Here is a 16375-nt window from a genome sequence, read left to right on the forward strand (position 1 = left end):
ATCAAGCGCGGTTCTTGCGTGGGCCTGCCCGGTTCAGCGCTTCGCGGGTCAGGTCTCGCAGCCACTGATTGTGACGGTATCCCAGCTCGTTCAGGGTTGTATCGTACTGCGCCGCACTCATCGGGTTGCCGGATAATACGCCGGCTTCATCCAGTTCCAGGGCCTGCGCCAGGTCGCGCAGTTTCGTCTGCAGGGCTTGCCGATCGGTCTGCGGCAGGTCCTGCGACTGAGCGTATTGCGCTTGCAGCGCCTGTAGTTCATCGAGCTGGAGGTACTTGCGGTCAAAGGCGGTGTCATTGTTCCATTTGGCGGTGGGGTGGTGCTGCTCAAGGTAACGCTCCCAACCTTTGTCCAGCAGCATCTGATTGACCAGGCCGTCACCTTCTTCGAGCCTTTCGACCGCCGCGGCGACCTTGTCGATCTGTGCGGGGGTCACGTCAGCCAGTGTGCGGTAAGTCATATGCGACGAGAGCCAGGGCAGGTCCAGTCGGTCCGCCAGGCTGCTGCGATAGGCCAGATGAATGCCCGCTTCGTCGACCTCGCCATGCTCGCCGTCGATGACTTGCGACCATAGCCGTTGCCCCAGCCCGCCCTGGTCTTTGGGTTTGAGGCGGTGGGCGATATCTTCGCCGATGGCTTTGCCCATATACGCGTCGCGCGCGGCGCCGCGGGCCAGCACCACCAGCCTGGCTTCAAGTTCCTCTGGTGATGTGCTGGTGCGATGGGCTTCACTGGCAAGCACTTCGACCCCCAGCTTCTGAAAGATCAACGCGCCCGCGTCGGGGCACAGTCCGGGGTAGCGGGTATCCTTGAACACGCGTTCGCGCAGGTCGCTGTCGGTTTCGACCGCCCGCAGCAGGCGCCACACCCGCTGGCTCAATTCCGGCCGATTGCTCTGGTAGGCCAGGCGGTCCTCCTCGGCTTGAAACTCATCGGGTTCCTCAAGCGATCCGATCACTTCAAACAGGCCCTGGGAGCCCGGTTCCTTTTCAATCTCCTCCCACAGTTGCCGATGGCGCTCGCGCTCTGCCGGCTTGATGCAGGTCAGCCAGGGTTCGCTCTGGCCTTTGGGTGCATAGGTGCGCAGCGCGTCCAGCCCCACTGACTCGCGGTATTCGGCGAGCAAGTCCTGAAAGTCCGAGGTGAGCCTGCTTTGGTCCAGCCGTGTGCGGGCGATGATGTCGGCATCATCCGAGCCTGGGGCGACATGGGGCAACCGGGTGATCGGGTTCTCGCTCAGGTCCAGTTGGAATCCGCGCGCGCGGGATTGGCCGATGAGCCCGGCGGGCCAGTCGTGTATCTGTGTATCGCGCAGGTTCAGCAGGGTCAGGGCCGGCATCTGGCGGATGTCCGGTGCCTGCCCCAGCGGGTTACCGGCCATTTCAAGCTGTTTGAGGCGCTTGAGCCGGGCGAGTGTCGACATGGCCGCCTCATCCAGCACGATGGCATTTCCTTCCAGGTACAAACGGCGCAGGCGTTTGAGCTTGCCGAGGGTCTCAGGCAGCCTGGTGAGTGTGTTGCGACTCAGGTCGAGGTCGCGCAGATGCGGGAAATTGTCGAGAAAGGCGGCATGGCTATCGGAAAATTCACAACCGCGCAGGTCCAGGTCGCTGATGTGGTTCAGTGGCACATTGAGGGTGGGCAGTTCGTCGGGTAGAGGGGTATTGAACAAGTCCAGGGCGATACCGCCACGGTGTTCGAAGCTGTCGTCCAGATGCACCGTCAGGCCGTTGCTCCAGCCGTCATAGAGGCGGGTCGCGACTTCCGCTCGACGCTTGCGCACTTGCGCCTCCAGCAGGGTGCTTTCCCAGCGCGTCGGACTTTTTATATAGGTATCGAGCTGATGGAACAGCTGCTGTTTTTGCGATTCCATCTGCGTCAGCGTTTGCTCGCCTTCGGCTGTGCCCAGCGTGATAGACAGGCGTCGAACGCTGTCTTTGCTCATTGCGGGAAGTAACAGCTTGATGCGCTCTTCAATGGTTTTGGGCTGCATGTCATAGCTGTCGACGCGGGACATTTTGCACGAGGCACCGCCGCCCAGCAGCACTTCGGTCTCGGGCGCAGGTCGCCTGCTCACGGTGGGGTCGGCCAGGGCCAGGCGCCGCTCGGCGGGCGTCTGATTGCGTTCGATCACCCATTGGCGCAGTTGCTCACCTTCGCCGACGGCGAAGAGAGGCGCGCGTTGCGGGTCCTGTGCCAGGGTCCAGAGCAGGGACTCGTACAGCGTGGCGGCAGCGGTCAGCGGCTTGGCATCGGCGTCGAACACCGCATAGTGCCCGTCTGTGCTGCGCACCAGGGTGCGGGTCTGGGGCGCATTGGCATCGCCGACGCTGCAGCGCAAAGGGCCGCCGGGGCTGCCGTCGCGCAGGTCGACTTTCAGGTTGCCGAACGCATCGCTGTGCAGACGCAAGGTGTTGAGCACCAACCGTTCGCTTTGCACCGAAGGTTGATGTTGCGGGTAGAGCCCTTCGACAGCGCGGCAGGCCTGGCTGTCGACGTCCAGCTCGCGTGCCAGGCTTTTGAGACGCAAGGGCAGGCGCTGCTCGTGCGTCATCACCGTGGACTCTTCTGGCCAGGCCTGCCTGAGCAGGGCGTTGGCACAGCTCACTGGCAGCTCGGGAGCGCTCTGGCGCAGCAGGGCCACGTGCGGGTCGCTGCTGACTTGGCCCAATTGATAATGGCTGTTGGCGATATGACCGCCAAAGCCGTCGACGTAGTCCGCCAGTCGATTGCGCAACGCCTGCACCTGTTCGGCCGGGGGCAAGCTGTCGCCCAGTAACGCAGTGATCTGTTGTTCGTCGAAAAAACCCAGCACGCGCTCCGGCAGCCTGGCAGCCATCACGTCGGCCAGGCTGATGGTCAAGGTATCCGCCGACGCGGCGTCGGCATTCCCGTATTTACGCGACTCGCCGCTCAGGTCGCTGTTGTGAAACACCTCCAGGGCTTTGTCTGGCGGCCAGCCGGGAAGCTCTGTGACGGCCTGTTCGAACCAATAGGTATATGGCTCGAGCGTTTGGCCTGTGCGCATCCTGCGGGCTGACTCTTCGGCAAACCGGCCTGCTTGAAAGCGTTCAAGGCTGTCGGCCAACAGCGGTGCGGAGGGGCGGTTGCGCACGTACATGTGGCGCAGATGGTCCGGCTCGCTGCCACTGATGACCCGGATCTGTTCGAGCTGCTCGGTACTCAGCGCCTGGGTGGCAGGACTGATCCGGCGCATCAGCGTGTGATCGTCCCAACTGCGGGGTTGTTCACCTTCATGCACCCAGGCACCGCTGCCATTGAAGCGTATCTTCGGTTGATAGGCGTGTGGCCGGCGGGGATGCACGATGCGCTGGTGAGGCAGGTGTGGGTCGCGTTCGATCTGATAGTGGTTGTCTGCGTGTGCCAGCCAGTGTTTTTGAGCATGCTGATATAAGCCTTGTGCGTCAGGCAGGGTGCCTTTGGGCAGGCTGATGCTCTGCTGGTACGGCGAAAGGTCCGGGTTCCACAAGCGTTTTTCGCCGCCGGCCAGTTCCACCGGGTGCAACCCTTCGACGAAGGGCGACGGCGTGAGTGCAAGCGTCTGGCCTACCGTGCCGGCCGCCGCCCAAACCCCCAGTTGCACCACCGCCTGCGCCACCTCCATGGCATGAGCAATCGCTTGCAGCCCGTCACCCTGTGCCCAGTCAACGATGCCTTCGAATACCTCGTTGGCCACCTGGTAGGCGGTGTAGGCGAGCATCAACTCCCCCAGGAACGGTACGAATGGCGTGACCACCAGTAGCGCGGCATTAAGGATGTCCGAGAGCATCTTGCCCAGGTTGTCCCACCAGGCCCAGCGGGCCATCAGGTCTGCATAGGCGGTGGTGATGGCAATTTCCCGGGTATCGTTGACGATCTTGTTGAGTTTGACCCGGTACAGGTAATGCCACAGCGTATCGGGTTCGGAATGGCCGGCCGGAGGGCGGTTCTGGTAATCGTCAAAGATGTTTTGCACGCTGAAATGCAACTGCGGCGTGTCAACCGGGATGGTTTGCCAGCTGGGGCCGCTGTCGGTGCGTTTCTTCTGATGCCATTGCACCTTGAACAGGCGGTTTTGCAGCTCGGCGAAAAAATATCCGCGTTGTTTATGGTCCACAAATTGACTGAAGAATTGCCGGTAGGTGGCTTTGGAAAGTGCCTGGCCCTTTTCATCGAGGGTCGCGGTGCTGTCGCGCAGTTGGCGTGTCAGTTCGTTCATGAACTCGACCGGCGAGGCGTACTCCTTCAACGGGTGCTCGGGGTCTTCGGGGATGAAGGCCAGCAAGCGCTCGATGTGTTTGTCGCTGCCTTGTGGCGCGGCAATCAGCACAATACCGCTCAGTTGGGCATCCAGCAGGCTCAGGTTGTAGTACTGCACCGCAATGCCACCCAGGGCCGGGGCCGGCTTGCCCTCGGCGATATCCAAGAGCAATTGCCGGGCATCGTCTTGGATATGCCCTTGCGACAGGGCGATACAGGCGGCGTTTTTCAGCGCCGCCTTATCGCAGGCAATCACCTTGCGGCGTAATTTATCGGCCTGCACCTGATTGTTGAACCCCAAAACTTTCAATAGTCGCGTCTGGTATTGCAGGCCGATATTCAGGCTGCGGCACAGGTTTTTGAAGCCCAGTGCGGTCAAGGCCTGGCCAGTGGTTCGCGAGGTGAGCTGGAGAATGTTCTGCTGGCCTTGAGCGTCCGCCCTGGACAAGAACGCAAAGTCGGCAAATTGCTCGCCGGCAGAAAAATTATGCAGGGCTGCGTCCAGTAACGATACGGTCCGGCTGGTCACGCCTTTGCGTATGCCAATGGCCCACCAGCTGTTTTTAGCGGGGGCATAAAGACGAATAAAGGTGTTTTTTACATCAATGTTGCCGTATTCACGTAAGGCTTTTTTGAGCAGGGGTTCAGCGAATGTATAAACGTCTTTTACGTATTTGAATGTTTCGTCCACCGTGTTCCGGGCTGTCCAATGCTCGGCCATGGCCTCTGTCGAAGCCGTGTTCAGGGGCCTGTCGATAGACGTGATTCGTGTGTAGACCCAGGGGCTCGCGGCCTGCACCGCGCGAACGCGGGCCAGCGTTGTCGAGCTGAGCCAAGCGGGGAGTGCACGCTTGATCAAGTCAAAGTGAATACCCGTTTCTGCATAGCGTGCAGCGTGTTGATAAGGAGACTCCAATAGCATGGTCAGGTTGCCTTTTTAAGGAACAGTCAAGGGCTGCCCGGCACTTGGGCCGGGCAGGAATAAACGTGAAAAGTTGACAGTGAGTGGTGCTTCAGCCGACAGGCGTCGGCTAGCGATCAGAAGGCAGGCAACGTCCCCTTCACCTGTCGCAGTGGCTCGCCTGGCTGGGCCGCCCTGGAGACAGGCGACAGCTTCACCTCTGTCTTAAGCTGCGCTGCCAGGTTTTCCAGGGTCGTATAGGACCTGCCTTGCAACTGCGGCCAACGCTCGACAAAAAATTCCCCGGTATCGTTAATTTGAATGGGGGTGGACACAATCGCTCCGCTCTCGGAACGGTGCAGCACATTGGCGTGGGCGGCTGAAGGCTGCTCGATCAGGAACTCGTTGATGTTCCTCAGCCATGCGCGGTCCGGCACCGCCTTGGGAAACGGCATGGGCTTACCGGCAATACCGACGTGCAACGTGAAGTCACTGCGCAGGGTTTTTGTTCCGGGGGAGCCGATCTGACCTTCGACGAACTCCCATCCGCCCCGCTGCAGCGGCAATGCCTGGGTGGGGTGAACATCGCGTATCTTCAAGCTGACCCCATCCTGCAATTGCGCAAGGCCCGGGACACCCAGGTGCAGGTCACAGTGGGCATCCCCGATGAGCGCGACCCATCGATGCGGGCCCTGTGCCAGTTGGTCAGCCTTGATCACCTCATTGGCGAAATAGCTGAACAGGTTCATGCGGGCCTTGTCCCCGTACATGCGCTTGACGTGATAGCTGGCTGTGCAGTCGAGCGCCCGCACCCGAATGCCCGCCTTGTTCGCGGCTTTGACCACATTGGTGTAAGTGTCGGGCCCGGTATAACCGCGCATATGGCCGGCATCCTGCGCGCTCAGGTAGCGTTTGAGGTTTTTCGGCATTTCGCTGATGCGCAAGAAATCCTCCAGCTCTGCCTGATGCAGATCGGTGAGCAGGTGCTCCAGGTACAAGGTCTCCACGCCCTCCTGCTTCAACAGCTTCATGTGTTTGATCAGGAACCGTTTGCTGTAGGTATCAAGATGGGACTCGCCGATAACCAGTCCCCGTATCTTTTTAAACAACTGCGTGATGAACGCCTCCTCGCTGGTCGCCGTGGCAAGGTCGGCGAAATCCGGGCGTGGCAGTGGCGTGTAGGCGGCCAACGCCTGTTTGGCGGTTTCATCCAGGCGACTGCGTGTTTGCTTGAACGCCTGGTGCGCCGGATGGTACGGGTCTCCCGTTCGAGGCCCGTAGATGGGGTCAAAGCTGTCATGCCTATGCACCATCTCGTCCAGGTCCGGTTTGAACGACGCGGGCAGATCAAACTCATGGTAATGAGACGGTGATGGGGGGCCCGGTACCGCTCTTGAGGGGCCGGCCGTCGGCAAGGTTTGGGCGGTTGTGGCCATTGTCAGCCTGTAATCACCCCGCGACAGCGCGGCGGCGGATGTATCAGGCAGGAGGCCCACTGCCTGGCCAGGGGTAGCATCATCCACACGCAAGGCAATGACATTCTGCAAGTCAGCCAGGCCCGGCACCTCGTCGGTACTGCCTATGCGACTGTGATCTACCAGGGCGATCCAGCCATCATCGGGATCGTTTTGCGCGAGGGCTTTGTGGGAATAGAAATTTCTGAGCTGGCTGTTGCGCGGGATAAACCGCTCTTTGTCAGACAGCTCCAGCGCGTGTTCCAGATGATAAGAACTCGAGGCGTCCACGCCGTCGATTGCGACCTTGTGCCTGTGGGCTTCGAGCATCAGTTTACGGAAGGTAAACGGCGCATCCGCGCCCCAGCCCAAACTCGCATCGACGCGCGCCAAGTGGTCCTCGACCTGTTTCAAGGCGTGCGCAAGGTTGCCCTTGGTTTCGCCATTGATGATTTTGAGTTTGGTGCGGAAAACATCGGCCGGCAGGTTTTCGATGTGCAAGCGCTTGAGTCCTTGCGCTGCCAGGGCCGGCAGGTTTTCGATCAGTAACTGCTTGCTGGCAACGCTGGTGTTGGAAGCGCCAATGATCAGCCGCTTCTTGAGTGGGAACAGGCCGGCCAGTACGGTAGGCGGGCTGGAATCGGCTGCCAGTACCGGCAAGCCGGTGCGGTCCGGGCGTGCTGGAGGCGAGGCGTAAAGTGCCTGCGTATCTTCAGTCAGGTGTTTCACCTGATTGCGGTAGCTGTCACGTAGAGGCTTCAAATCCAGATAGGCCCCTTCACGTGCGCCCTGCGCAATGGTGTCATCCGGATGACTGGTGATGGTGCGCACGTACTCAAGGTTGAGCGCTGATCTGAAGTACTTGCCTTGCTCGGGTGCAATTTCATAGCGCGCCAGGGACTGGTTGGCCTCCTCCTGGAGTAGCGTATAGGTCTTTCTACGGCCACCTCCCGCAACCCCGGAACGAACCCAATGGCCATCGGCGTTCTGGTTGACCAGGCGTGCAGTCGACTGCATTTGGCCGGTGACGGGGTCATGGCGAAACAGCAGATATCGCCCCAGAGGATCCGGTGTGTTTTTGACCCAGAACTGATGGGTATCGAACATCACGGGTTTCATGCCGGCAGCAATACCAGGGTCGATATCGTTGATCAGCGTGGACTGTGTCAGCGCTTTGGTCACCGGTCTGATCGACAATGTATTGAAGGGGCCTTTAAGGGCCTGGCGAACGTCAAACAACACAGCACCGCCCACATTGGCCAGGTAGCCGATGTAGTGTCTCAAGGCGCCGGCCATGTCGCCCTGTTGGTAGGCGGTGATGGCGAGCATCGCGTCCTTGAAGGCCAACAAGCCACCCAGGCCCAGGCTCAACACGGGGAATGGAATGGTGGCGATGGTGGTGACCAGTTCGACGCACGTCCAGACAATCCCCATGATCATCTCTGTGCGATTGACCGTGGTGGCAGTCACATCGTCTATTTTTCGTTGCAGCACCATGTTGTAGACATCGTTGCGCAGGTCGGTCAGGGTGGTGTCAGGCGTTGTCCTGTCATAGCGCGCCAGGCTGGGGGTGGTGCGGTCAATCGTTTCGGGCAGTCCATCGCGGGCAGTCGTCAGGAACGTGGTGATCCGCGCCTGGGATTGGACCGGCACCCGACCGTGCAGGTAAGCCGACACACCGTTGACTTTTTTCAGCCAGTAGTTGAACAGCTTCGCCTCACGAAAGCCGATGCCGTCGGGTGCGTTGGGGGTGTAGAGCAACACCGGGTTGTTTGCATGGCTGAACAGGTAGTTGCCCATTACCCAATCGCCGTCAATCGTCAGGCGGTGTACCTGATAAGTGGAGCGAGTCGCAGCCGCCGTGTCGCCAAGGCTGTCGATGGCTCGCTCCAGCCAGGTCAGGTCGAGCCGGGCGATATGGCCACGCAGGCAGCAGTCGAGCGCCGCGTATTTCATCTGCAGTTGTGTGATGGCCAGCGTGGCGTCGCGCCGTCTGGCATATCCGGGGCTGTTCGCGCTTTGCAATTTGGCGCGCACTTCGTCGGTGTAGCGTCGACCGATCCAGACACCGGTCACCGACCTTGACACGTTCTGCGGGGTCAGGCGGCTCAGGTCGACGCCCGCCGGCCCGCTGAACGTGGCCGAGGTAGAGAATTTCGGATCGATGAAGCCGACGTTGTCCGTGTAACCGTCGCGGTACAGCCTCGTATAGGTAATGGGCTTCGGCTTGCCGCCCAGCAGCGGCCAGGGCGCCGACACGAACACGCTGTCAGGGTCGACATCATTCTGAGGACGGCCCAGCAGCGTGTTCAGGCTGAGTGTGGCCTTGGCATGCAGATAGGCATCGAAGGTGATGAAGTTGGCGTGCGAATCGGGCATGGCGTCGTAGGTGCGCAGGGCACCTGCGGCATCGTCGGCAAGGCGGGTCAAACGGGTTCGGTCTGCCGGCTGGGCCGAGCGATACCAGAGCGGGGTGCTGTATTCGTAGTCGTCCTGCGCTGCGCTTTGCGAATGCACGACCATGGCGTCCAGGCAGACCGTGTGCGAGCACACCGGGCCGAATGTCACCTCTTCGTGTTCCCTTGCGTCGGGCTTGAAGCCCAGCCCTGCCAGGAACGTGCCCATCTTCGGGCGAAACCGCAGCGGGCATTGCTCCAACAGGTAGTCGCGCAGGGTGCGACCCTTTGAGCGGGTGTGGTCATCAGCCCAACGGATGATATGCGCCTGGCATTCGCGCTCGGTGGCGAATGCCTGGAACTGTCGCTCGCGCGGCGAGTTCGGGGTGCACAGCAACAAGCGCCGGACTTGGCCGGTGGCGTCCACCTCGCGCAATAGCCACAGGTCTTTGAGTTGCGCGCCGTGCAACAGCACGGTGCGTGCGCACAGGAGCGGGTTGGTACCGGCGCGCAAGGTGTCGAACAAGGCATGGTCCGCGTGGCTCAGGTCGCCTCGCAAGCGGGCGATAAAGGCCAGCAGCACCAGGCGATGATCAAACAGGTCGCGAGTCGCCTGTCTGAAGCGGGTTTCGGTCTGCATTTGTTTTTGCAGCGCGGCGAAGTCCAGGCGCGGTTGCAGGCCGGATTCGCGGAGTATCTCGAGCAGGCTCTGCGCATTCAGCACGGCATGCTCGCCTTGCAGTGCCGCCCCCGCGTACGTCAGGGTGGTGTTGGTCAAAAAATCAGAGCCGGGCAGCTCGTCGCCCGCATGCAGCCCGTCATGGCTTAATTGCGCCAGACTGCGCGTTTGCTCATAGGTGCCGACATGGGCGACATGGCGTCGGGTGGTGATGTTCAGGTGGAGCGGGTTCAGGTCGTGGATTTCCAGCGCTTCGTCCAGGTACTCGGTCAGCTGGAAATGCGCCAGCGCCTGAGGCGAAGCGGCAGGCCCCAGCAGCTCGATATAGGTCGCCCGGGCCTGATTGTAATCCTGCAGGCAACGACTCAGGGTTTGCTGGTCCGTCGCAGCCGCGTGGCGATACCAGTCCGGCAGGCCGTTGTACACGCTGCGCTCCAGCAGTCGTTGGCGCCTGAACGCCAGGCGTGAGGACAAATCCGGCAGTGCGGCCTTCACCGCGTCGTCCAGTGCTGACTGGAGCTGTGTTGCCTCGTGCAGCGGGTTTTCGACCAGGCTCAATGCCCATTCGATGTCCTGGCTGCGCTTGTCGATGATCGCGTTGTAGGTATGTTCGAACAAGGGCTCGCCGCTGATGGGCAGCAATTGCAGTGGCCAGATATCGTCGACGTCCAGCGCCTGATAACGCACCGGCAGGTGTTGGCAGAACTCCTCGTGGCCTGCCGGCAACGCTAGCGTCGGCTTGAGTCGCTGGTCGAGTTGCGCCAGCGAATCGAAGGACTCCAGGCCTCGGTTTGGGGTGAACAACAGCACCTGGCCGAGGTCCTCTCCCGAGGTCAGGTTATCCACAACCGGGCTGGATTTGCGCGTAAGCACAAAGGCCCCGGCAAACTCCACGGTTTTGTCCTGGTAGCTGAAGTTGAGCGAGTACATCCCCGGCCGATAATCCGCGCCCCGGGAGCAGTCTTCAACCATGCGTTGTTCTGCCGGGGCCAGCAGGTAATCGCGCACATCAAGCCTGGCCTGCTGCTCCAGCGCGCCAAGACCCGCCGTCTGGGCGAGATAGCTCTTGCGGCCCAGACCATTGACGGTGCTGGCTTCGTCAAGGCCCAGCAGGTGTGTGTTCAGGTCGGTTTTGAGCTGGGCGAGCAGTGTTTTTCCGGCGGCTTGGGTGAGGTCTGCCCGCGTCAATGCCTCAAACAAACTGCGTGACCTCTCCAGCAGGGCGTTGTTGGCGTTGATCAGGGTGGTATTGAGCTTTTCCAGCGCAAGCAGTTCAGGGGGTAAGACGGGAGGCTGCCGGGTTTGAGTGCGCAACTGCGGGTCGATTTCAAGCAGCTGGGTGTGTATTTCTTGAAGCTTGGGTGAGGGCGAAGGGGGCGTCGGTGTGCTCATTGGCACTGTCCTCATGCTGATGGAATGATCCATCAGCATGCGGCGAGGGCGAGTGAGCGCGGCGGTAACTATTGAAGGTGCGGGTCAGGGTTCAAGCGGCCAGGCCCGCGTTGTACCCACTCACGACGCGCGGTTGCGGCGCCCCGTGTCACGGGCGAGGGCCTGACGTGTCAGTTGGCGTAAGCATTCCTTTTCCTTGTATCCCAGATCGTTGAGCAGCCCGTTGTACACGTCATCGGACATGGGCGCGTCGGCAAATACCACACTGTCCGGGAGTTGGAGCGCTTCGCCCAGAGTGCGCAATGTGTCGCGCAGGACGGCTTTTTGTGCCGATGTCAGGGTGTCAGATCGCGCCCACTGTGCCTGCGCGGTCTGCAAGTCATCGAGTTGCAGGAAGCGTGTGGAGTACAGCTGTTCATTGTCGCGGTAGGCCTGATCGTGGCTGTCGCGCAGGTACTGTTCCCAATAGGGCTCCAGCAACATTTGATTGACGAGCCCGTCGCCTTCGCCCAGCGCCAGCACCCGGGTGTAGGCCTGGTTGATCTGCTCCTCGCTGACGTTGGCCGTTGTGCGGTACAGCATGTGGTTGGATATCCAGGGCAAATCCAGCCTGGTCGCCAGGTCGGTCTGGTAGGCAAGGTGCACGTCCACTTCGTCGACCTCTCCGGGCACGCCATCGCGCATGTCGGACCTGAACCGTTGGCCCAGCCCGCCTTCGGCCACCGGTCTTACGCGTAGGGCAATGTCTTCGCCCACAACCTTGCCCAACAGCTTGAGGCGGGCGCCGCCCTTGGCCAGGGTGACGAGTTTGTCTTCGCATTCGGCGGCGTCTTGTGAGTAACGCAAGGCTTCGCTGGCCATGACCTCGATCCCCATCTCATTGAAAATCTGCGCGCCCGCGTCGGCGCACAGGCCAGGGAAACCGGACATTTTGAACAGGCGTTCGCGCAACGGGGTGTCTTCATGGGCGGCGCGTACCAGCCGCCAGAGCCTTTGCGTCATGGCCCGGCGATTGTCTTCATAGCGCAGGCGGTCCTCGGCCTGTTCAACAAACTCGGGAGGCTCAAGGTAGCGGATCACTTCGAAAAAGCCCTGGGAGCCGTTTTCCCGTTCGACCGCATTCCACACCTGCTCGGCGATGGGGCGGGTTTGCGCGTCAGCCTCCAGCAGCCAGGGGCCGCTGTTGCCTATGGGTTCATAGGTGCGGTTGGGGTCCAGTCCAGCGGCGGTCCGGTAGTGTTCGTAGTGGGTAAGCGCCTGGGCCGTCAGGGCGTTTCGATCCAGGCGCGTGCGGGCAATCACCCGGGCGTTGGGTGTACCGGCGGTGGCATCCGGTAGCGTGTCGATGGGGTTGGCGCGCAGATCGAGCACAAAATCGTCGGCGCGAGGGTGAGCAAACAGTCCGCCCGGCCACTGGGTGATTGCCGTGCGGCTCAAGCCCAAGTGGCGCAGGTTAGGCATCAGGCTGATATCGGGTGTGAGCACCAGCGGGTTGTTGCTCAGGTCGAGGTGTTCCAGGCGGCGGACTTTTCTCAGGGTACGTACATCGTCGGGGCTGAGCGTCAGGTCATTGCTGCTCAAGTCGAGGTCTTTAAGCCAGCGCATGTGCGCCAGCGCCGGCGGAACATCGATGAGTCTGTTGGCGTGCAGGTCCAGGCTGCGCAGGGTGGGGAAGTGCCTGAGGAAGTCACTGTGCGGCGGGCCAAATTCGGTGTTGCTCAGGTTCAGGGCGGTCGTATGTTCGAAGTTGGCCGTCAGCCGAGGCAGTGGCGACGGCAACGTCCAGTCGTGCAGATCCAGGCGGGCACCGCTTTGAACATGGCCGTAGGCATCGGTGTGTTCTGCAAATCGGTCGCCCCAGCAGCGTTCGACGGCAACGCCCAGGTGCGTTCTCCTGGCCCGTTCCGCACGATCCTCCCGACTGCCTCGGGCATGCTGGGTCGGGCTGGCTTTCCAGGCGTGCAGCTCGACGTGCAAGCGTTGTTTTTCTTCGGTCAGCTCATTGAGCAGACCGCGCATTTGTCGAGGCGGAACGCTGTCGATAAACAGTTCCATGCGCTGTTGATTGAGTGTGGGAAACAGCAGTTGCAAGGTTTGCCGGGCATGGTCAGCGGAGGTCTCGGCGGGGGGCTCGGCGCAGCGGCCTACACCGGCGCCGCCCAGCAGTTGCACGGTTTGCCGGTCGGCCCGGCGGTAGGTCGGTGGCTCGGCCAGCACCGCGCGCCGTTCGGCCAGTGATGCCAGCCGGTCCATCAGCCATTGTTTGAAGGGCGCGCCCTGGCCGGGGTGGTAGCCCAGCGCCAGGGCTTTATCGGCGGGCAATGCGCCAAGGATCGCCTCATACAGGTCTGAGTGGGAGGACAGCCGCATGCCGGCTTCATCGAACAGGTCATAGCCACGCGCGCTTGGCACCAGCGTCCGCCGAGTTGTCGCTTCGACAGGGCCGGCCTCACAACGCAAGGACCCGGTGGGCGTCTGTTCGCGGACTTGAATGCGCAGGTCGGCAAAGCTGTCGCTGTGCACCTTGAGGGTGTTCAGGGCCATCCGCTCGGTGGCGACCGGTAAGGGCGGCGCGGCATAAAACCCTTCGAAGGCCTGCACCGATTGCGCGGCCACATCCAGTTCACGGGCCTGGTTATGCAGGCGCAAGGGCAGGCGTTGCGCGGCCATGGTGAGGTGTTCCTGGCCGCTGGCGGTGCCGAGCAGGCGCGTCTGCAGGGCCATATCCAGGTGGGGAAAGGCGTGGCGCAACAGCAAGTGCTCCGGGTCGTCGGTCATTTCCCATACCTGGCGGTACACGTTATCGGCGAAATCCCGGCGCCAGCGCAACACGTGATCGGCCAGTTGATCGCGCAGGTGCTGCACCCGTTGCGCTTGGGCGATGTCGCCGCCCAGCAGTTGGCGGGTCGCCGCTTCATCGAGAAAACCCAGGACATGTTCGGGCAGTTGACCTGACATCATTTGCGCGAAACTGAGGGGCAAGGTATCTGCCGACGCAGCGTGCGGGTTGCCCACCTTGATGCTGCGTCCGGACAAGTCAGGGTTGAGGAACACTTCGATGGCTTTATCAGCGGGCCAGCCGTCCAGCTCGGTGACCGTCTGTATGAACCAGTCTGATGAAGGGTCCGACGCCAGCGGCCGGCCGCTGCGAATTTTTTCGCTGGCGATGGCCGGATAAGCCTGCGCTTCAAAGCGCCTGAGGGCGCCCGCCAACAGTGGCGGCATGGGCTCATGGTACAGGTGCATGGCGCGCAGCGCGGCCTCTTCGGTGCCGCTGGCCTGGCGCATCTGTGCCAGTTGCCGATCGGTGAACCCTTCGACCCGATGCCCGAGGCGACGCATGAGGGTGGTGCTGTCCCAGGTCTGCGGCTGCTCCCCTTCGTGCAATACCGCGCCGTCGCCGTTGAAAAATACCTGCGGGCGATAGGCATCCGCGCGTGTCGGGTGGCTGATCCGATGCTCGCCGGTATCCGCGTCGGGGAGCACCTCATAGTGTTCGCCGTGCAGTGCCAGCAGGTGCTTGCCTTGATGCTCATGCAGGCCCGACGGCGACGGCAGCGCGTCGGCAGGCAGGCCATGCTCCTGTCGCGCGTAGGGGTGCAGGTCAGGGTTCCATAATTTGACTCCACCATTGGGCATTCGCACCGGGTGCAGGCCGTCGACAAAGGAGGAAGGCGCGAGTGGGAGGATTTCACCGAGTTTTCCTGCGCCGGCAAAGAGCGCCGCCTGGATCAGGTTCTGCGCCACCCCGAGCAGGTGCTGCGCAGCCTCCGTGCGCTGGCCCTGGGACCAGTCGACAATGCCTTCGAACACCTCATCGAGCACTTGATAGGCGGTGTAGGCCAGCATCAGTTCTCCCAACAGGGGCACAAAGGGTGTGATCAGCAACAGGCCGGCATTGAGCAGGTCCGACAGCGCCTGCTGCAAGTTATCCCACCAGGCCCACCGGGCCAGGTGGTCGACGTAGGCGGTGGACACCGCCATGTCCCTGGCGTCATTGACGACCTTGTTCAGGTGGACACGGTAGAGGTAACGCCACAGATTATCGGTGCCCGGGTCGTCCGCGCGGTTTTGATAATCCTCGGTGATGTTTTGCAGGCGAAATTGCAGGTTGGGCCGGTCGGCCTCTGCGCTCAGTCGCGCGCTGAGCTGCGCGAAAAACCGGCCGCGCAGTTGATGAGGCACGAACTGGCTGAAAAAACGCGGGTAGGTGCCAGTGGTTTGCGCGGGGCCGCCCTTCAACTGGCGGGTCAGTTCTCGGACGAATGCAGTGGGGTCGGGGTATTCCTTGACGGGGTGTTCAGGGTCTCCCGGTACATAGGCAATGACCCGGCCATTGGCCGGTTGTGCCATGAACAGCAGGATGCCGGTCAGTTGGCAGTCCAGCAGGCTCAGGTTGTAACTGTTGATCGGCAGGCCATCGAGCCTCACGTCGGCGCGTTGTTCGATCAAGCCCTGCACGGCCGTCAATGCATCGGCGCGCAGGTCGCCTTTGAGTTGCGCCAGATGGGCGGCGCTGTTGAGGGCGGCCTTGTGGGTGGTGATAGCCTCATCGCGCACCACGACCGCAACGGGCGGGTTGTCGAACCCCAGCCGCTGCCTGAGACGGGCCTGGTAACGAGCGCCGATGTCGAGGTTTCGGCAGATGTTCTTGAAGGTCTCTGCGCCAAGGCGCACGCCCGTGCGGCGATGGGGGAAGTGCAGGATGTCCTGTTGCCCGCGCGGGTCTTGCGCGCTGAGAAAGGCGAAGTCGACAAAACGGTCGGTAGCGGAAAAATTACCCAGGGCAGCGTCCAGTAATGACAGGGTTTTGCTCTGTACGCCTTTTTTGACGTTGACAGTCCACCAGGCCAGGACGGCGTCGGTATAGAGGCGCACAAAGGTGTTTTTGACGTCGATGTCGCCGTAGTCAGTGAACAATGCCGCTTTGAGCAACGGCTCGGCGAAGGTGTAGAGGTCGTTGATATCCCCCAGGCGTTTGTCCAGAGTGTTTTGCGCACGCCAATGCTCGGCGATGGCTTGCCTGAGGGGCAGATGAGCCTGGGGGGTGGCATGTGGATAAGGTTGCGCAGTGGGCAACGCTGCGCTTTCAAGCGCGCTGATGCGCGCCGGGCTGGTGCCTGTCAGCCAGTCGGGCAGGGCGTTCCTGAGGTGTTCGATGTGGCGGCCCTGAAAACTGTCCGGCGTTGCAGGGGCGAGCAAAATGGGCATTTCTTTCAACCTGAATAGTCCTTTAAAAGACGTTCGAGTCTATTCAGCCGAATGCTTGAAAATAAGTTTGAAAAATCAAGGC

General features: G+C 61.5%; 3 protein-coding genes. All 3 read right to left on the minus strand.

The genetic code is table 11. The features are described 5' to 3' along the window. Window position 1: 1 nt before the first annotated feature. The 3 genes from BFP96_RS24985 to BFP96_RS24995 all read right to left on the minus strand — a co-directional run bounded on the left by BFP96_RS24985 (window position 2) and on the right by BFP96_RS24995 (window position 16293). Window positions 2-4951: an NEL-type E3 ubiquitin ligase domain-containing protein gene (locus BFP96_RS24985; RefSeq protein WP_256549190.1), complete on the minus strand. Its 4950-nt coding sequence runs from the start codon at window positions 4949-4951 to the stop codon at window positions 2-4. Window positions 4952-5298: 347 nt separating this feature from the next. Beyond that, on the minus strand, window positions 5299-11082 hold the full coding sequence (locus BFP96_RS24990; protein ID WP_065937214.1) for a membrane-targeted effector domain-containing toxin: 5784 nt from the start codon (window positions 11080-11082) through the stop codon (window positions 5299-5301). Between the two features lie 120 nt (window positions 11083-11202). Then, entirely contained in the window at window positions 11203-16293 is a 5091-nt protein-coding gene (locus BFP96_RS24995; RefSeq protein WP_065937250.1) for a dermonecrotic toxin domain-containing protein, read from the minus strand. Between the last annotated feature and the right edge of the window lie 82 nt (window positions 16294-16375).

It is taken from the genome of Pseudomonas sp. 34 E 7, assembly GCF_900005715.1.
Taxonomy (GTDB): domain Bacteria; phylum Pseudomonadota; class Gammaproteobacteria; order Pseudomonadales; family Pseudomonadaceae; genus Aquipseudomonas; species Aquipseudomonas orientalis_A.

Bases quoted from the DNA above. Each gene is read 5' to 3' on its own strand.
- BFP96_RS24990 (WP_065937214.1), bottom strand. From the start codon at position 11,082: ATGAGCACACCGACGCCCCCTTCGCCCTCACCCAAGCTTCAAGAAATA.
- BFP96_RS24995 (WP_065937250.1), bottom strand. From the start codon at position 16,293: ATGCCCATTTTGCTCGCCCCTGCAACGCCGGACAGTTTTCAGGGCCGC.